Raw genomic sequence first — 16,488 nt, 5'->3', positions numbered from 1 at the left:
TCATGACAAATGGATATGAATCGCCGATGCCTTCAGCATCGCAAAATAAGCTTATTTTGGCTCATATAGAGTTCAATACCGAGTTGTTGCCCGGGTGGCGTACGCGTAAAGAGCAACGTAAAAAAGAAGATTACAGAAACCTACGCAAGGCCATCAGTATTTTTCAACAGCACCTGCCTGGAATGTGTATTGAAAACCCGGAAAGCACCCGATTCTCGGAGGTCTGGCCCAGTATTGATAAAGCATTGCAAACAGCTCTAGGTAATACCAGCAATTATCGCCGAGCCTATAATTTCATTAGCTATGCCATAGAAGACGGCAATGAAAACGGCTTGTGGCAATTAGATGTTCCAACGCCATGGAATACGATTCGCCGCATTAAGCCAACACGCAATAATGCATGGCATAAACGCTCTACCGATATGCTGGCAGCAGAGAAACAGTGGCGAGCAGAGCTTAATCCAACCATGGGTACTGAAGAGCTTTTTATTCTATTTCTGACGTGCTCTTTATTATATAGCGGCCTAACACGCATGCACCTTTGGCCTGCCCTTGCCCGCAGCATTATGCAAAACAAACCGTTACAAGGCAGCGCTCCCACGCTTTTTCTAAGCTTAAAAACGGAACCAAGCGAAAACTACCCGAGCAACTTTTACTGTCCAGCACAAGATCAGCCGACCTGCTTAATCAACCACTTTCTCGACCCAACCAGTTTATCGGTGCTTTCTCAGTTATTACGTACTAAGTCTGATACGTGGCAGCCTAACCATATAGATGATAGTTCACTTTTTATTAACCACTACAGGGCAAAAGTAGCCAGTCAACTGGACATTAAAATCTCGCGCACTTTATTTAGAGACGGTGCAGCAGCAGTTACAGAAAACCAAACGGGCGTAAATCTACCGCAGATACTGATTGAATACATTACTGGCCGAAAACTTAGCGCTAGCCTGCCGTTATGTTACTGGAAGCGCCTCTATACTAAGCAAATTTATAGATGCAGCTCAGAAAGCATTAACCTGATACAGACAGCCAGCAATGCAAAAAAAAGACCTGTTAGGCGTCTTAAAAGCAAACCCAGTACTATTGTAAATAAACTTAAAAAGATATTGCACAAGGACCGAGCTCGCCATGAAAGCAAGTCTGCAACCATTGATGCTATTAAACAGCTTATTACTCCAGATCTTGACACCAGCGAGGATCTCCTATGCCGCTGGCTGTATGACCACTTAGCTCATAAGCAAAATGCAGTATCTACTGCAGAACGCTATTTAACAGCCATAGGCGATGAATGGATTGCAGAGGCTTATCTAGAGCCCCTTGATACATTTGACGGTGAAGATTTTCATACTCTATACCTGTCAATCCTCAACAGACGGCAATCAGATAAAAACAGAGAATTTAAGGCCGACAGACTGTTTGACATGCATAGCTTTGCAGTACTTGAACTCGGCTTTGCTCATCTGCCCTTCTCGCTTAACGCAGAAAACAAAAAGACAATCATCCATATAAGCGCTGCAATTATTGATGAGCCGTTATTTCTAGAGCTACTTGCAGTCGTCAAACGTTTATACGACACCAATACACGCGAAGCACTACTGCTACAGACGTTCTTAATTATGGCGTACAGAACCGGCCTAAGGCCGGGAGAGCTGGCAAAGCTCAGAATCCAAGATATCGAACCATCACCCGAAGGTTTTTTGTACCCACGCAATAATAGGTTTGGAAAAAACAAAACACCTGCTGCTCTGCGTAAAGTTCCACTATTCCCGCTACTAGCAGAGCACGAAGTAGATACCGTTAACGCCTATATCAATGAGCGCAGGCTAGAGCAAAAAAGTCTAAGTGAACTTCTTTTTTGCACGGCTGAAAACAGTGCTGAAATGATCAATACATCGAGCATCGCAGGTTTAGTTAGCAGTGTTCTTTACGATCTGTCCGGCGGTCTCGAGTACCGCCTGTACCACATGCGGCATAGCGCGTTATCTCGCATGCAGTTAATTTTGCATCGTGATCTGGTTGAACTACCACCAGTGCTACAAGCTCTTATTCCATACTCTGACGAGCAAGTAGATGAGATTCTCACCCTAATCGTCGGCAAGAGTCGTAAACGTGACCGTTATTCCGCATTAGCGGTCATGGCAGGACACAGCAGCCCTGCTATGACGTTAAGCACTTATTTACATTTTACAGACTGCTTAGTAGGACTGCATTTACAAGCAAACCAGCGTCCTTTCGATGATCACCTTGGCCAAGCACTGTTTGGTCTAAATCCACACCGCATAGCACTGCTGAAAAAAAACAAAGCCATGCACCCGCGAGAAACCTATGCATATTCAGCTAAAAAACTGCTGCGCTATACAAATAAATTAAAAGAGCAGCCGTCTACAGGTGAGAATCCCGAACACCTCATACCGCGCCAGAACTCACATTACATAATAAGCGGAGCTATTCTGGCAAAAATACAGAACGGACAATCCTACGATGAATTGGCAACATTTTATCAGTGTGATGAGCAGCGCATTACAGCTTGGTATCAGACAGCAGTAGCCTTACGTGAACTCAAAACAGTCAAAGGTACATCAATACTATTTCCGCTCGCCCGCAGACATCAAATTTTGCCTGCAACGCCAAATAATAGTCATGAAAAACAGGATATTGAGGAAGGCCTACACGCCATTCGTAACCTGCGTAGAAACCAACTAGAACTTACAGAGTTCAAATGGCTCCTCAAGTACGCACTACTAAACAGCACATCCTCACGTGCAGGTATTAGGTTTACGAACCCTAAGATTTTTAAACGCTTTATGACCATAGCAAGCCAGCTTTACCCTTGGCACAGGTGGAAGATTTTATTACAAATGCCCCCTGAACAGACAGTCTCTGACTGGGCATGTAGTCCACATATGAAAACTGAGACACTTCCACTCAAGCGTGTTGCTCAACACCCTAACGGGCTGGCACGTTTATTTTTACGTCACGCGGAGGAAGACAAGTATATGGAGAAAGGATTATCACAGTTCAGCTCACAGGCGCTGAACGTGCTTTTGCATCGACTGGCTATAATTTTCTTCACACCGAATCAAATACAAGCTTGGCAAAATAGCGACAATAATGAATCGACTCATGAAGATGGTGAAGACTGCGATTTAAATTAGAACTGCGAGTATTACTGCTCAACCATTGCAGTTGAGCAGTGCTTTAAGACGCGCATCCATGCCCTTTTAGTAGCCATTACGCCTCATCAAGACGTTTAAAAACTCGCTTATCTCGAGCTGAACGCACATACCAATAGTGTGCAGGTTTACCTGCAAAAACCTGACGAGTCCGATGCGCATCTGCTGAAATTCTATCGCACATACGCACAATAGTTTCTGACAAGTACTCATTGCGCGAGCTACCCATCTTGGCCGTTAGTGTGCTGGAGATAGCATCAAACAATACAGCGTCCGCTGCTTTTAATGCCTCCAACTGCTCAGATAAAACCATAAAACTTAAAGCCTCATGCTGGCAACCCTCTGCTTTTTTTGCACCTGGGTTGTTGTAGTACATCTCAATTTTTCCGATGTCATGCAATATCCCAGAAACAAAAGCAATATTAGCAGTACGATCTCCCAAACCATTTTGACGGGCATGTAAAACTGCGGCAGTAGCAACATCAACACTATGCTCAAACAATCCGCCTTCATGGCAGTGATGATGGCTCTCGCTAGCTTTTGCCCGATAAAATTTACTCATAATTTTATCGTCACTTAACACTGACCAATAAAAAGCCTTAAGCGCAGGGTCTTCAATCAACCCTAGCAAGGTCCACATTACTCGCAGCCTTTCCTCATGACCAGGCATAACCATCTGAAACTGTTTATATGCAAACCCTGCGGTGATATGAGGGTCAACAATTATTGGCTTACCAACCAACTTCCCATTACAAAAATCAATATTAGCCAGGGCTCCATTTTCATTCACATGGCTCATCGCACCTTTATTAGCTGTGATGAACATATTTACTTTAGAGTTCGATAGAGTCCAAGTTTCTGTCGTACCATCTTCACTCACTTTCAATACCCATGCCAGAATATGCTGTGTTTTTTTACTCATCTGCTGCCTCCAGTAAACGCTCAAATGCGGCACCATCACGGCCACGTAAATTTGGTATGTATCGCGAGTAAACCTTGAACAACATGCCCGTATTGGAGTGTCCTAATTGACGCGCAATCCACTCAGGCGCTTCACCTGCGGCAAGCCATAAAGTAGCTGCTGTGTGTCGTGTCTGATAAGGGTTGCGCCGCTCCATAGATAAGTAATTCAGCAAGGGATACCAAACCCGGTTAGCAACATTACGATAATCTAAAGGCTGGCCATTACGTCCGCAAAAGACAAACTCACTGCGATGCCCAGTCAAGGTCCATTGTTCTTTCATTGCCTCATAAACTGAATCAGTCATCATCAGTGTGCGATATGAGCTGCTGTTTTTAGTTGGTCCAATCGAGCCTCGCACAAGAGCCTGATGGACATGTATGACCCGGCGTTCAAAATCAACATTCTTCCAAGGCAAACCATCAATCTCACCCGTGCGAAGACCTGTAAAAAAACGCACGGTGTAATACGGTTTATAGTCTTCTCGCACAGCCTTAAGCATGCGCATAATCTCAGTCAAACTAAACGGTTTGACCTCAGAGCGCGGTATAGGAATAGCCTTGATATTCTTCCACTGGGACTCGTATTTGAAGCGCTCTGCAGCATCATTCAATACCATCCGCAAGTAGGTCATGATGTGATTAATTCTAGAGGGTGACAGTTTGCGGCCTTTTAAAATATCAGGCTCATGCAGTCCTTTCCTGAAGCCTAAAATCTGACTTTTACTAATCTCAGAGACCTGTAATGCGCCAAATTTAGGCAAGAGGTGCACATTAAAAATGCCTTCAACTGTTTCAATCTGACTCTCACGCCACTCCACCTTTTTCTCAGAGAGCCACCGCTCAGCAAAAGATGAGAATAATTTCGTACTGCCACTTATCCCTGCAGTACGCTCGGCATCAGCTAATTTTTCAAATTGAGCAACACGCGGGCTGCAAGGAAAGTGATGAGCATAATTAAAAGTGCCCTTTTTAATCTGCCCATCAATCATGAGAAGTAGCCGCTCGAGTCGCGCCCGGTTTGCAGGCGTATCTGCAACACGCGTTTGCTCACGACAACGAATGCCACGATAACGAAAATCTATATACAGTTTGCCGTCACGGCTATTAACAGTAGCCATGGCTTACCCCTCCATCATATTGATTAAATCGTTAGCTGAAGCGCCATGCAGCATCGTTTCCTCGACCTGCTCCCAAATGAATAAGATTTTTCGACCGCCAAAAGGGCGAATGTAGTGAACGCCTTCAAATAAAACAGCGTTCATCAAACACTGCCGAATAGTGCGAGTATCGTATTTAATACGCTGCGAAAGCTCTTCTGTAGTCAAGTAAGTCGTCATGACAAATACTCCTTTGTGATTGATTTGCGTCATTTGTGATTAGAATACATCACAAAAATGGCAAGTCAAGATCTTTTTGCATCTTTTATGAGGCCTTTGCTACAATGCAGACTCATTTCAATCACAGATAAGCCCATGATCAGAGTGCTTCTTGTCCAGCAACTGGATAACAAATCATTTAAAGAGAAAAGAAAAATCACTCTTGCAGAGGTCAGTAAGCAGACTGGAATCAGTCGTGCGACTTTGACACGCATAGCTAACACTCCTGGCTATGCCTGTACGACAGAGACTATTAATGCGCTGTGTAAGTATTTTGAATGTGAACCAGGAGAATTACTGCAGTACATTCCTGATGAGGAAGGGGACAAAGAAGAAGAACAGAGCCAAGATAATTGACGCTTGGTAACCTAAAAAAGCTTTTTAACCTGAAGGGCAGCACCATGAGTACATTCTTCGACGATCTTTTAGAAAGTGTGCAACAGATGGATGAAATCATTAAGGCCAAGCCTGCGCCATCCTGCGACTCTCATATTGGTGCCTTTCAAGTAAAAGAAATCCGTAAAACTACTGGCCTGACTCAAACCCTCCCTGCTAAAGGAATCGGCATTGAGGTCGCAGTGTTCTGGCCTAATACAAATAGACACTTCAATGAGAGACAATAGACCCTGTCTAGTTTGAGGTGAAATATGAATCAGAAGCGCGTGTATAAAACTTACACTCAGGAATTTAAAAAAGAAGCCGTTGCCCTGGTTACTGATCAAGGCTACAGCGTGGCCGAAGCCGCTTGATCTTTGGGTGTCAATACGAACCTGCTTTACAAGTGGAAAGAGCAGCAAGAAGCTCAAGCCAGCGGTGCTGCGTTGAGTATCGATGAGCGTGAAGAGCTAAAAAAGTTACGAGCTGAAAATAAGCGTTAGATTTTGAAACGACAGGCTTTACAGCAGGTTCGGATGAGGTGATTGAGATTGGTTTGGTGCAGGTGGCCTACAGCCCAAGCTTGGGAAAGATTACTGAAATCATCGAAATCAGTAGTCAGTTAGAATGTCCTAAGCAGACAATCAGCGAGTTAATCACGGATGTTACCGGCATTACCAACGAGATGGTTGCCGGCAAACGTATTGATGATGCTCATGTGGCGCGTATTGTTAACAGTTCCAATGTACTGATCGCACATAACGCCCAGTTTGATCGTGCGTTCTTTGATATTCGCTTCCCTGAAATGGCCAATAAGGTTTGGGCATGCAGCGTTAAGGATATTGATTGGCGTGCACATGGCTTTGAAAGCGCAAAGCTTGAGTATTTACTACTGAAAAATGGCTACTTTTATGATGGCCACCGCGCTGCAACGGACTGTTTTGCTATGGTGCAGTTATTTGAAAGCGTACCAAATGCACTACCGGAGCTTTTAGCCAATGCGCAGGAAGCCAGTTTTAAGGTTCTCGCTAAAGGTGTTTCCTATGCTGACCGTGAAGTGGTGTGTAGTGGTCAAATAATTCCAGACACTTTGTTAAGAATTTCTTCCGCTGCTAGCGGAGTCAAGCCACGATTAAATGTATGTGGTCGTTGCTGATTATAATATTTCATCAGGTAACCACTGATATCTTTTTGAGCAGCCATAAAACTGTTATACCCAAACATTGGTACCCACTCTGTTTTTAAGCTACGAAATAGTCGCTCCACCGGTGCATTATCCCAGCAGTTACCTCGGCGACTCATACTTTGAACCATGCGATATTGCCATAGACGCTGACGAAACTGATAGCTAGCGTACTGTGAGCCTTGATCTGAGTGAAATAACACACCTTGCGGACGACCGCGCTGCTCCCATGCATGCTCTAACGATTTTACGATTAAGCTGGCATCAGCTGTTTCAGACATAGACCAACCAACTACCCGTCGAGCATAAAGATCCAAAACAACTGCTAGGTAACTCCAGCGCTGACCTGTCCAGATGTAAGTAATATCCCCGCACCAAACTTGATTAGGTCGTGTTACAGCAAACTTCCTGTCTAAACGGTTCGGTATATCAAGTCGTTCAAGCGTGGCTTGTTTGTACACGTGCGAGCCTGGCTGCTTACATGATAGACCGAGTTCGTTCATCATCTTACGCACCTTAAAACGACCTATAGTGACACCTTGTTTACTCAGCATACATTGCAAAGTGCGACTGCCCGCTGAGTAGCGACTCTTGTTAAATAATTGACTTACCAGCGCTCTTAGCTTGATGTGCTCGACATCTACTCGTCGCGATCTTTTTCGATACTCATAGTAACAAGAGCGATTAACCTCAAAGGTCGCACACACGATTTCAACAGGGGCATACTCTCTTAACTTCTCAATTAGCGTGTATGTTTCCAATCGTCCGACATTAAGAGAGCTGTAGCCTTTTTTAATATGGATTTCTCCATCTCAAGCCGTCTGCAGCGCTCTTCAAGCTCTTGAATGCGCTGTTGTTCTTGGGTTATTGCTTTACCTTTTGGAGTGATACCTTGACGCTCTTCTGAGAGCTGTTTAACCCATCGGTGCAAGGCCGACTTACTCACACCTAATGATGTGCAGGCTTGGGCAAGACTGTAGCCTTGATCAAGCACCAAGCTAGCGGCTTCTTGTTTGAATTCTGGAGTAAAAGTACGTTGTTTGTTTATCATAGAGCACCTCTTTATGGCGAACATTATCGCCTAAGTAGATGTCTGGTTTCATTAGACCACTACAGTGAAGAAACGAGGCTATCGCTGGGATGGTGATAATCGTCACTGGTGGACGATTGTTTCTGAGGATGATTATGCTGAAGAAACAGCGTTTTTAAATGAGCTATGCGGCTCAGCAAGCTCGAGGAACATTGTCGAGGCGATCAGCCCAACGTCTCGATACAAGATGGTTTTTTGAGTAAATGAGTAAATGAGTAAATATTACAACCTATGTAATTCAGGCCCATTTTCAAAATGTTTTCCCGTTGTAGGCTAAATCTGCATTGCTTATCAGTTTAGTGTGGGAGGTAGAAATAACACTATGAGTATATTTTTCAACGAGCTTCTTGAAAGCGTTAAGCAGATGGATGAAGTCATTAAAGGCCAACGCGTACTGTCTCGCGAGCATAATATTGATGCGATCCAAGGAAATGAAACCCGCAAAGTCACTGACTTTGGTGTGGGCACTGTAAATGCCACTAACCAGCCTAAAGAGCTGGTTTTTAATGAGTAATCATGGCTGTGAGAGGTCTCATCCACACCACGTTAGCGGCGAAATTGTTAGCTCTGTCTTATCAGGAAATTCAATGCCTGCCTGCTAGTTATCGCTTGTTATCTTACGATGATAGAAAGTAATAAATCGCTTTTGGGCTGTCTGTGGAGTTACCACACCATTAACTCTGGCTTTATGCGTGGTTAGCAATAGCCACTTATGCGGCAGCTCGCTGGTGTTGCAAGAACTTCTTTGATGCTCAGATAACTTGACAGATGTTGATAAATTGACCTGTATAAGCAGGGCTATAAGTGGGGGTCACGCAAATGTAAGGTGGCGATCTGCTGCTTGGCAATTGAGTGACCGAGGGAGGCGGCCTTTGCCAACCACATCAGCCCTTTGGTTTTGTCTTTTCCTAAGCCGATACCTTTGATATACAGCATAGCCAGGTTTTATGCGCAGAATGCGCGGTTCCCTAGTGAGGACTAGAACAACAGCTTGTTTGGGCTGCGGCAACGAGTGAGACGCTTAGAGTCCTAGAGGGAAAGTGGAAAATGGTGATTATCTGCCAACTGTTTGCAGCAAAAAGTCCTCTGCGTTTCTCCGAGCTTGAACGACGTATAGATAACATAAATCAAAAAATGCTTATCCAACAACTGAAGCAGCTTGAGAAAGATGGCATTGTAGAGCGAACGGTTTACCCACAAGTTCCACCGAAGGTTGAGTATCATTTAACTCAAATGGGCATTGCGTTAGGGCCATCAATGGAGGCATTGATCGATTGGGCATTTTTACGACGTGAACAACTGATTCAAGAAGATAAAAAAGAAGATAGTTAATATAGTTAGCTGAATATAAAACTGCATCCTTAAGAGCACATAGCTTCTCATCCTCAACATGATGGGAAGCAATCAGTGTTTTTATACCCCGCCGTTACTGATATCTCAACGTGTAGCAACTCGTGCGACAGGCTAGCTATGGATAACCATCTAGTTAACTGCACCTTGTTTAAACACATCTGAATAGCGGTAGGCTTTGCTCATATTTAACCCCTTATGGTTGTTAATTTTTTACCACAAGGGGTTAGTCAGATATTATTATTTGAAAGTCACTGGTTTGATCAAAAATCTATCAAGACACCATCTTCGGGAATCTCAACCTTATCTTGAATGTTGTTTTCTTCTACATATTTCTTCAGCTCTTCACGGCTCAGGGCCATATGGTTGATGGCATCCATGTGGGTAGCAACTATAGTGGCGTTCGGAGCAGCTTGAACGGCGCGCAGTACATCTTCTTTACCCATGATGATGGATGCGTCAAAGCCGTTCAGCATCGCATAACCCGCATTTAGCACGATTACTTGAGGCTCGTATTCAGCCAGCGCCTGATCAACTTCATCACGCCAGATGGTATCTCCTGCAAGATAGAGTGTTTTGTGACCGGGGGCCTGAAAGACCACACCCATGGCATCACCTAGCAGAGTTGCCACTTCAGACAATGCGTACATGTTATCTGTACCGTGCTGGCCGCCAGTTTTGCTCAGGGTCACCCCGCCGAACTCAGCCTTGTCAGATAGTACTCGGACATTGGTGAAGCCCTGCGAACGAATAAGAGTGGCATCGGCCTGATGCTGTGTATACAACGGAATGTCCTTGGGCAGGAACTCCTGCGCAGCATCATCCCAGTGGTCCAGATGCGTATGAGTGACGATGACCGCATCGACTCCAGCGAGTACTTCTTGTTCCGACATTGGCAGATCTACCAAGGGATTTCGTAACTTGCTACGGTAGCTTCCTTTAAAGCCGGGGTAAGAGCCTTTCTTTGACAGCATCGGGTCGATCAGGAAAGTTGTATCTGCGTAGGTGATTTTTACTGTGGCATTGCGAATCTGTTGCAGTTGCACAGCTTCTTGGGCCGCTTGTGAAACATCGATCGCAGTTGTCTGGGCAAATGCAACGCCGGAGGCAAGGCTGATTGCCAAAGCAAGGGAGCTCGCGAGAATCTTAATGGACATGTGTACAACTCCAAATACGTTATTGGTTAATAATAGTGCTCAGTCTAAAACGTACATCGTATGTGCAAAAGTGGCCTATATGACAATAATCAATACAATCGGGCCAACAACTAATTGCAGAGGTATTTATGAGTGATGTAGAGATTGCCGTGCTTGCTTTTGAGGGCATAAGCTTGTTTCATTTTTCTGTACCGGGGCTGGTGTTCGGTACGAGTGAAAACCCACCCGGTTCTCCGCGTTACAATCTGACCTACTGCACGCTAACCCCTGGCTCTGTTAGCAGTGATCAGGGCGTGATGATTGAGGTGCGCGATGGGTTGGAGGCCATGGAACAGGCCGATATCATCATAATTCCTGCATGGGAAAATGCTGAGTTGCCTGCGCCCGCCGAGTTGATTTCAGCGTTACAACTCGCCCATGCTCAGGGCTCACTGATTGTGGGTTTGTGTTTGGGGGCTTTTGTGTTGGGTGATGCTGGGCTGCTCGATGGAAGAGAAACGACCACCCACTGGGCAGTACGTGACATGTTTGCGCAGCGTTTTCCACAGGCTGTGTTTCGTCCAGATGTGTTGTATGTGGCTGATGACAACATTATCACCTCGGCTGGAACCGTTGCTGCCATTGATTGCTGCCTGCACTTGATCAGGCAACGCCACGGCTTTGAAACAGCAAATCACCTTGCCCGCATGCTGGTTACCCCACCACACCGGCAAGGCGGCCAAGCCCAATACATTGAACGCCCCGTACAACAACTGTCCAACGATAACCGCCTGCCAGGCCTACTGGAATGGGCGCGTGATAAGCTATCGCAACCCTTATCGGTCGATACCTTGGCGGACGAGGCGAACATGAGTCGCCGTACCTTTACCCGACGCTTTCGGGATATGACGGGTACGACGGTGAGTCAATGGTTAAACGCTGAACGGGTCGCCAGAGCACAACACTTGCTAGAAACCACCGATTTATCGATTGAACGCATCAGCGCAGACGTTGGTTTCGGCACCGCGCTGTCATTGCGTCAGCACTTTTCCACTCAGCTGGGCACTTCGCCCTCCAATTACCGTCGCACTTTTCGTGACAGTAGGTTTGATGAGCCAGCAGATAAGGCTACTCTAATGGATTAAGTGAGAACTTACCTATCAGCGATTCACATCGACCACTATTCGGCCACAAACTTTGCCATCCAGTAATTCGTCTGAAATACAGATAGCTTCACTCAGACTACTGTAGTGGCGTAGTGAGTTTGGCTACCTATTTATATTTGAGCTGACTCTAACGTATCCATTCCTTTCTTTACATCAGCAATCAAATGCCGGGAGCAACCCAGAGTTACTTGAATACTTGAGTAGCTTTGGCCAGCCTTAAGCAGCGATGCAATATTTACACGCTTTTTCAAATCAGGTTTACGCCCAGCGTACTTTCCGTCCGCTCGCGCTTTTTCGATTCCTTGCAACTGACGCCTACGCCGATCTTCGTAATCTTTACGTGCTACTGCTGCCAGCATGTCGAGTAGCATTCCGTTAACCGCTTGAATTATAGATGCAGTGAACTCTGTATTATCTAAGCTTTTCAACGTCATCCAGCTGGTCGGTCAAATTGCTCCGCAAGAATAATAGTGTGACCTTCTCCAAAGACGGGTTCAAAAACGACCGTTTATGACACCCCCCCCAGAACACCCCCTTCAGCTGGTATCAAAATATAGCCTTTGCAGTATTGATACCGCTATGTATTATGCACCTACGTTTATGATACTGGAAAGGGGAATAATCATGGCGCGTACCTTCTTATATGCCAGAGTCAGCACCGCAGATCAGAAAACAGAAAACCAATTAATAGAAGCGCAGACGGCAGGCTTTAGCATTGAGCCGCATCGCGTGATCGAAGAAACAGTCAGCGGCAGCACCAGTGCAAGTCAGCGCGAAGGATTTAATAAGCTGCTTGAGCGCATGGAACCCGGTGACCGTCTCATAGTTTCAAAGTTAGATAGGTTGGGCCGCGATATGATTGACCTGGTGCAGACGGTTAAGTGGCTTGAAGATAAAGACATTCGCGTCCACTGCCTCGCTCTCGGTGGAGCAGATCTAACCAGCGCAGCAGGAAAAATGACAATGGGGGTGTTGGCAGCAGTAGCCCAATTCGAGCGCGATCAGCTCATAGAGCGAACTAATGCAGGGTTACAACGTGCAAAGCAACTAGGAAAGCAGTTAGGTCGGCCACCTGTAGCCAGTTCAGTTGAAGTCCAGGCACTGAAACAGCAAGGCATAAGTCAAAGCAAAGCAGCTGCAGAGCTTGGGGTGAGTATTAGCACGATTAAAAGACTGTGGAATGTCTAGACAGAAAAGTCAGCGCTCAATCGTAAACACTTTTCCATGACTAATTGTTGTCGCCCGGCTCAAGATAGGTCTACCGGGCGCGTACGTTTAGCGGCTATAATTAATTGATAGACAAACTAAAAGTCACCAACTTCGTTTTTGAACAGCCTTTGATTTTGATTAAAGCGGACATTAATACCCTCTCTACACTTAAGGGAAACCAAAAGCGTAATCGATAATGTTTTTATAGATTCCTGAATTCTTAAGCTGTCATTCTTCCAGGTTGCATAGAAAGCTGCTTGTAAACGTGTCTATATGAGCCACTACATATTTAGGCAGGACCTCTTGAAATCAATCTTATTTCAAGCTCGTTACTTTTGAATGGACTTTAATATTCCCTTAGGCTGGATTTTTGCGCCGCTGAACTTCAAGCCCAAATGCCGCCCGTTTCTGATTTCATCAGCTACCTTTGGACGCTCTGCGTTAAAATGATCATTACTGAGTGTAAACTGCTCAGCGCCAAAACACTGAGCAGTAGCTGTTAAAGTATTGCATAGGCTGAGTCTTGCGACTCAAGTCACTTTAAAGTGCATTCCGTTGCGCCGGATCAAATTGAAGACGTCTAGGGAAGCAAATGCTGAATCTCATCCGCATTAGCTACCTTGCCTTCAATAACAATCTCACCATCAATCGCCAGTGCGGGTGTGCGCATAATACCAGCATCAATGATGGCGTTAGTGTCGGTAATTTTCTCGATTTCGTATTTAATCCCTTTCGCACTTGCAGCCTCTTCCGCATTTGCTGTTAACTGTTTGCATTTGGCACAGCCGCTACCATAGATAGTAAACTTCATTATTAATTCCTCATTTTTGACATAAGTGCATCAGGTGAAATTACCACCAGTTGCCATAAACAAACCCAGTTGTGGTGGCCATTACCACCACCAGAGCACAATAAACCAGCGTTTTTTCGGTACCTAATATGGTTCGAATTACCAGCATGTTAGGTAACGACAGCGCGGGTCCAGCTAATAACAAAGCCAATGCTGGCCCTTTGCCCATTCCTGCACCCATTAGCGCATCAACGATAGGGACTTCTGTGAGTGTGGAAAAGTACATTAACGCGCCCAATACTGATGCAGTTATTGTTGAAGATAATGTATTCCCACCGACAACCATGGAGACCCACTCAGAAGGAATAATCCCTTCATGGCCAGGGCGACCCAGTGCGAAACCAGCAATAAATACCCCGCCTAAAAGTAAAGGTAAAATTTGTTTAGCAAAATCCCAGCTTTGTGCTGACCATTCACGGTCCTGTTCACGCAAGGCTGCTATAAGCATTAAGCCTGCAATGCCTAGGGCAAAAGGTAGCTCAGGGGCTGTTGGTACGAGAAGAGCTGAAATAACGACCACTAGTGCCAGTATAAATAACTGTTTAGGCGGCCATTGCCAACGCCAGATTAACAACCCAGCAAAAGCCGCTGAAAGCACGGCTGTGGTCTGCCATTTCCATGCATAAATCTGCATCCAAACGGGGCTATCAGCCGCTGCCCAGTTAGCAAAAACCAAGACGCCAACCATTAATACAAAGAAAGGCACAATTGAACTCATCGGTTTTTCAGTTTTGTCACCACCAAAGCCGCGACTGTTTTTTACTGATCGCTGTGCCTCTTCCTTGCGATAAATGAGATGCATAATTATGCCTATCACCAGAGCAAATAGGATGGCACCCACAGCACGTGCAATACCCATTTCCGCACCCAGCACTTTAGCTGTAATGACAACCGCCATTATATTGATAGCTGGCCCTGAATAGAGAAAAGCTATTGCTGCACCTAAGCCCGCACCGCGCTTGTAGATACCACCAAACAAAGGCAAAACGGTACAAGAACAAACTGCCAGCAAAGCTCCCGATACGGATGCAACACTAAAAGCCACGGGTTTTGAGGCTTCAGGTCCTAAATAACGCATAACTGTATCTTGGCTAATGTATGCCGACATGGCACCTGCAATTAGAAACGCTGGCAGTAAACACAGAATTACATGCTCTTGAGCATACCAATGAGTTAAACGTACCCCTTCCAAAACAGCATTATCAAAACGCGCTGTGCCGGCAGGAATAAAGTAGATAAGAAGAAAAGTTGCCACCATAAAAAGCAGCAGGTTGGCCTCACGCGAATTGCTGTCGTAGAGCCCACGTAATTGCTTAATCATTTAATGCATACTCCTAAAAAGATCACTGGATAAACCACTCTCATATATGTAGACGAATGAGTTCACCAAAGGATGCAAAGAAAAACACTTTACCGGGGTACGTGACAGCAAACGTGTCCATTTTCATCAAATCTAACCTGACAGTTATTCACTATTTCTACTCTAAGGCGCTGCCGAGCTCGCAGTAAGCGTGACTTAACTGCACTAAGCGTTAAACCCTGTGTCTCTGCATACATCTCTTGGCGCAAGCCCTGTAAGTCACACTGCTCGATTACACTACGGTCCTTATCTGACAGATTTTCAAGGTTACGCAGTATGCACGCCTCTAACTCAAGGATTGGTGGCTTTTCATCAATCACTTGTGCTATCTCGGGATCGAAATCAATAAACGTTTTTGCAGTGCGATAACGATCAGTAAGAGAATTTCGCATAACTCTAAATAACCACGTCCTTGGATTTTTAACCCCACAGAATGACTGACCTTGAGTAATGAGTTTTAAAAACAACTCCTGAAGTAAATCATCAATCTCATAGGGGTCTGCTATTTTTTTTAATAAAAAAATCCGCAGCTCTTGTTCATGCCTATCCCAAGCACTCAAAACGCAATGAGGCGTCATTTCAGGGCGCATTTCGTTGCGCAGGATTTCGTTTGAAGGCTACCGGACGTTGCTCACCCTCTTTACTAGCATGGTGGCGCTTGGCGGCCATTGCCCACCAGTGCAACTGGCTAAATGCTCTCTGGTAATAGCCTGCCCATTTTTCCGGGTTGACTTCATTGCTAAAATCTCCATTTTCGTTTAGCACTTCTTGCGCCTTAGGAATATGGATCATTGCTGAAACAGGAAGACAGCCAAGCTCTGATAAAAAAGTGCGCATATTAACAGCGGCTCTTGCTCCGCCCCATTGACCTGCGGAGTAGGTCACAATCATTGAAGGCTTATAAGAAAATAATGAGCTACCAAAGTGGTTCAATAAGTTGGCTAACGCAGGGCTCATTGAGTGGTTGTACTCAGGACTGACCATCACATAACCATCTGCCTTCTCAATTTTCTCAGCCAATATTTGCAGTGATAATGGAACGTCTGTGTTTGTGTAGGAAAAATGCGGCTTGAAGATAGGTCCTAACTCAAAATCAAGAGGGTCAATTACTTCAACTTGAAGCGCTGAAAACTGACGCTCAATATGTTGCTTGCACGATAAAGCAACACGTTCACCAAGACGGACTGGGGCCGGCGGCGTGCTTTGTCGAACGCTTCCTAAAAAAATAAGTATGTTCATCTGATTGAGCCTTAA

General features: G+C 45.2%; 19 protein-coding genes and 2 pseudogenes. 10 read left to right on the top strand and 11 right to left on the bottom strand.

Annotated features, from left to right (window positions below):
* The first annotated feature begins 2 nt into the window (after nucleotides 1-2).
* Nucleotides 3-3,158 carry a tyrosine-type recombinase/integrase gene (locus AKN87_RS11210; RefSeq protein WP_053103480.1) on the top strand — a complete coding sequence of 1,052 codons (3,156 nt, stop codon included), beginning with the start codon at nucleotides 3-5 and terminating at the stop codon, nucleotides 3,156-3,158.
* Between the two features lie 76 nt (nucleotides 3,159-3,234).
* On the opposite strand, the gene AKN87_RS11205 is transcribed toward AKN87_RS11210, so the two are convergent.
* From AKN87_RS11205 to AKN87_RS11195, 3 genes are read right to left on the bottom strand one after another with little or no spacing between them, the layout of a single operon-like run.
* Nucleotides 3,235-4,098: an HD domain-containing protein gene (locus tag AKN87_RS11205; protein ID WP_053103479.1), complete on the bottom strand. Its 864-nt coding sequence runs from the start codon at nucleotides 4,096-4,098 to the stop codon at nucleotides 3,235-3,237.
* Nucleotides 4,091-5,257 carry a site-specific integrase gene (locus AKN87_RS11200; RefSeq protein ID WP_053103478.1) on the bottom strand — a complete coding sequence of 389 codons (1,167 nt, stop codon included), beginning with the start codon at nucleotides 5,255-5,257 and terminating at the stop codon, nucleotides 4,091-4,093. The genes AKN87_RS11205 and AKN87_RS11200 overlap by 8 nt, the downstream gene beginning before the upstream one ends.
* A 3-nt stretch (nucleotides 5,258-5,260) precedes the next feature.
* Nucleotides 5,261-5,476: a hypothetical protein gene (locus AKN87_RS11195; protein ID WP_053103477.1), complete on the bottom strand. Its 216-nt coding sequence runs from the start codon at nucleotides 5,474-5,476 to the stop codon at nucleotides 5,261-5,263.
* A 57-nt stretch (nucleotides 5,477-5,533) separates the two neighbouring features.
* Here AKN87_RS11195 and AKN87_RS11190 point away from each other — a divergent pair, with 57 nt between their 5' ends.
* The 5 genes and pseudogenes from AKN87_RS11190 to AKN87_RS11175 form a co-directional block, all read left to right on the top strand.
* Nucleotides 5,534-5,872, top strand: coding sequence for a helix-turn-helix domain-containing protein (locus tag AKN87_RS11190; RefSeq protein ID WP_199533070.1), 339 nt, complete (start codon nucleotides 5,534-5,536; stop codon nucleotides 5,870-5,872).
* A gap of 44 nt (nucleotides 5,873-5,916) precedes the next feature.
* The gene (locus AKN87_RS11185; protein ID WP_148561505.1) at nucleotides 5,917-6,138 is read left to right on the top strand and encodes a hypothetical protein; all 222 of its coding nucleotides are present in this window, start codon (nucleotides 5,917-5,919) and stop codon (nucleotides 6,136-6,138) included.
* Nucleotides 6,139-6,162: 24 nt separating this feature from the next.
* Nucleotides 6,163-6,264, top strand: coding sequence for a transposase (locus AKN87_RS12390; protein WP_148561504.1), 102 nt, complete (start codon nucleotides 6,163-6,165; stop codon nucleotides 6,262-6,264).
* Nucleotides 6,265-6,267: 3 nt separating this feature from the next.
* On the top strand, nucleotides 6,268-6,393 hold the full coding sequence (locus AKN87_RS12595) for a hypothetical protein (protein ID WP_408033266.1): 126 nt from the start codon (nucleotides 6,268-6,270) through the stop codon (nucleotides 6,391-6,393).
* 8 nt (nucleotides 6,394-6,401) lie between these two features.
* Nucleotides 6,402-7,046 (top strand): annotated as a pseudogene (locus tag AKN87_RS11175) (3'-5' exonuclease); the annotation flags it as partial.
* Here the strand turns inward: AKN87_RS11175 and AKN87_RS12175 are convergent.
* A protein-coding gene (locus AKN87_RS12175; RefSeq protein ID WP_096334862.1) for an IS3 family transposase occupies nucleotides 6,962-8,124 on the bottom strand; the annotation gives its coding sequence in 2 pieces (ribosomal slippage) (nucleotides 6,962-7,869 and nucleotides 7,869-8,124; 1,164 coding nt in all). The pseudogene AKN87_RS11175 and the gene AKN87_RS12175 sit on opposite strands and share 85 nt — an antisense overlap.
* Before the next feature lie 361 nt (nucleotides 8,125-8,485).
* Between AKN87_RS12175 and AKN87_RS12260 the strand changes: the two genes are divergently transcribed.
* The gene (locus AKN87_RS12260) at nucleotides 8,486-8,677 is read left to right on the top strand and encodes a hypothetical protein (protein WP_148561503.1); all 192 of its coding nucleotides are present in this window, start codon (nucleotides 8,486-8,488) and stop codon (nucleotides 8,675-8,677) included.
* A 284-nt stretch (nucleotides 8,678-8,961) separates the two neighbouring features.
* On the opposite strand, the gene AKN87_RS12255 is transcribed toward AKN87_RS12260, so the two are convergent.
* Nucleotides 8,962-9,099 carry an SEL1-like repeat protein gene (locus AKN87_RS12255; protein WP_148561502.1) on the bottom strand — a complete coding sequence of 46 codons (138 nt, stop codon included), beginning with the start codon at nucleotides 9,097-9,099 and terminating at the stop codon, nucleotides 8,962-8,964.
* A 60-nt stretch (nucleotides 9,100-9,159) separates the two neighbouring features.
* Between AKN87_RS12255 and AKN87_RS11165 the strand changes: the two are divergent.
* Nucleotides 9,160-9,495 (top strand): annotated as a pseudogene (locus AKN87_RS11165) (winged helix-turn-helix transcriptional regulator); the annotation flags it as partial.
* Between the two features lie 281 nt (nucleotides 9,496-9,776).
* Here the strand turns inward: AKN87_RS11165 and AKN87_RS11160 are convergent.
* A complete protein-coding gene (locus AKN87_RS11160; protein ID WP_053103473.1) occupies nucleotides 9,777-10,670 on the bottom strand; it encodes an MBL fold metallo-hydrolase in 894 nt (297 codons plus the stop codon).
* A gap of 128 nt (nucleotides 10,671-10,798) precedes the next feature.
* Between AKN87_RS11160 and AKN87_RS11155 the strand changes: the two genes are divergently transcribed.
* Nucleotides 10,799-11,794, top strand: coding sequence for a GlxA family transcriptional regulator (locus tag AKN87_RS11155; protein ID WP_053103472.1), 996 nt, complete (start codon nucleotides 10,799-10,801; stop codon nucleotides 11,792-11,794).
* 131 nt (nucleotides 11,795-11,925) lie between these two features.
* On the opposite strand, the gene AKN87_RS11150 is transcribed toward AKN87_RS11155, so the two are convergent.
* Nucleotides 11,926-12,243: a recombinase family protein gene (locus tag AKN87_RS11150; RefSeq protein ID WP_199533069.1), complete on the bottom strand. Its 318-nt coding sequence runs from the start codon at nucleotides 12,241-12,243 to the stop codon at nucleotides 11,926-11,928.
* Between the two features lie 196 nt (nucleotides 12,244-12,439).
* On the opposite strand from AKN87_RS11150, the gene AKN87_RS11145 reads away from it, so the two are divergent.
* The gene (locus AKN87_RS11145) at nucleotides 12,440-13,003 is read left to right on the top strand and encodes a recombinase family protein (protein ID WP_053103471.1); all 564 of its coding nucleotides are present in this window, start codon (nucleotides 12,440-12,442) and stop codon (nucleotides 13,001-13,003) included.
* Nucleotides 13,004-13,604: 601 nt separating this feature from the next.
* Here AKN87_RS11145 and AKN87_RS11140 read toward each other — a convergent pair.
* The 4 genes from AKN87_RS11140 to AKN87_RS11125 all read right to left on the bottom strand — a co-directional run bounded on the left by AKN87_RS11140 (nucleotide 13,605) and on the right by AKN87_RS11125 (nucleotide 16,473).
* Nucleotides 13,605-13,835: a thioredoxin family protein gene (locus AKN87_RS11140; RefSeq protein WP_048768322.1), complete on the bottom strand. Its 231-nt coding sequence runs from the start codon at nucleotides 13,833-13,835 to the stop codon at nucleotides 13,605-13,607.
* 40 nt (nucleotides 13,836-13,875) lie between these two features.
* Nucleotides 13,876-15,195 (bottom strand): permease, encoded by a 1,320-nt coding sequence (locus AKN87_RS11135; RefSeq protein ID WP_053103470.1) that lies wholly within the window; start codon nucleotides 15,193-15,195, stop codon nucleotides 13,876-13,878.
* Nucleotides 15,196-15,284: 89 nt separating this feature from the next.
* Nucleotides 15,285-15,824 (bottom strand): sigma-70 family RNA polymerase sigma factor, encoded by a 540-nt coding sequence (locus AKN87_RS11130; RefSeq protein WP_053103469.1) that lies wholly within the window; start codon nucleotides 15,822-15,824, stop codon nucleotides 15,285-15,287.
* Nucleotides 15,814-16,473: an NADPH-dependent FMN reductase gene (locus AKN87_RS11125; protein ID WP_048768317.1), complete on the bottom strand. Its 660-nt coding sequence runs from the start codon at nucleotides 16,471-16,473 to the stop codon at nucleotides 15,814-15,816. The genes AKN87_RS11130 and AKN87_RS11125 overlap by 11 nt, the downstream gene beginning before the upstream one ends.
* Nucleotides 16,474-16,488: the final 15 nt, after the last annotated feature.

The sequence above is a fragment of the Thiopseudomonas alkaliphila genome (assembly GCF_001267175.1).
GTDB lineage: Bacteria > Pseudomonadota > Gammaproteobacteria > Pseudomonadales > Pseudomonadaceae > Oblitimonas > Oblitimonas alkaliphila.
The sequence above is the reverse complement of the archived record's forward strand: the minus strand, read 5'-3'. Positions and strand labels throughout refer to the sequence as shown.

Bases quoted from the DNA above. Each gene is read 5' to 3' on its own strand.
- AKN87_RS11210 (WP_053103480.1), top strand. From the start codon at position 3: ATGACAAATGGATATGAATCGCCGATGCCTTCAGCATCGCAAAATAAG.
- AKN87_RS11205 (WP_053103479.1), bottom strand. From the start codon at position 4,098: ATGAGTAAAAAAACACAGCATATTCTGGCATGGGTATTGAAAGTGAGT.
- AKN87_RS11200 (WP_053103478.1), bottom strand. From the start codon at position 5,257: ATGGCTACTGTTAATAGCCGTGACGGCAAACTGTATATAGATTTTCGT.
- AKN87_RS11195 (WP_053103477.1), bottom strand. From the start codon at position 5,476: ATGACGACTTACTTGACTACAGAAGAGCTTTCGCAGCGTATTAAATAC.
- AKN87_RS11190 (WP_199533070.1), top strand. From the start codon at position 5,534: ATGGCAAGTCAAGATCTTTTTGCATCTTTTATGAGGCCTTTGCTACAA.
- AKN87_RS11185 (WP_148561505.1), top strand. From the start codon at position 5,917: ATGAGTACATTCTTCGACGATCTTTTAGAAAGTGTGCAACAGATGGAT.
- AKN87_RS12390 (WP_148561504.1), top strand. From the start codon at position 6,163: ATGAATCAGAAGCGCGTGTATAAAACTTACACTCAGGAATTTAAAAAA.
- AKN87_RS12260 (WP_148561503.1), top strand. From the start codon at position 8,486: ATGAGTATATTTTTCAACGAGCTTCTTGAAAGCGTTAAGCAGATGGAT.
- AKN87_RS12255 (WP_148561502.1), bottom strand. From the start codon at position 9,099: ATGCTGTATATCAAAGGTATCGGCTTAGGAAAAGACAAAACCAAAGGG.
- AKN87_RS11160 (WP_053103473.1), bottom strand. From the start codon at position 10,670: ATGTCCATTAAGATTCTCGCGAGCTCCCTTGCTTTGGCAATCAGCCTT.
- AKN87_RS11155 (WP_053103472.1), top strand. From the start codon at position 10,799: ATGAGTGATGTAGAGATTGCCGTGCTTGCTTTTGAGGGCATAAGCTTG.
- AKN87_RS11145 (WP_053103471.1), top strand. From the start codon at position 12,440: ATGGCGCGTACCTTCTTATATGCCAGAGTCAGCACCGCAGATCAGAAA.
- AKN87_RS11140 (WP_048768322.1), bottom strand. From the start codon at position 13,835: ATGAAGTTTACTATCTATGGTAGCGGCTGTGCCAAATGCAAACAGTTA.
- AKN87_RS11135 (WP_053103470.1), bottom strand. From the start codon at position 15,195: ATGATTAAGCAATTACGTGGGCTCTACGACAGCAATTCGCGTGAGGCC.
- AKN87_RS11130 (WP_053103469.1), bottom strand. From the start codon at position 15,824: ATGCGCCCTGAAATGACGCCTCATTGCGTTTTGAGTGCTTGGGATAGG.
- AKN87_RS11125 (WP_048768317.1), bottom strand. From the start codon at position 16,473: ATGAACATACTTATTTTTTTAGGAAGCGTTCGACAAAGCACGCCGCCG.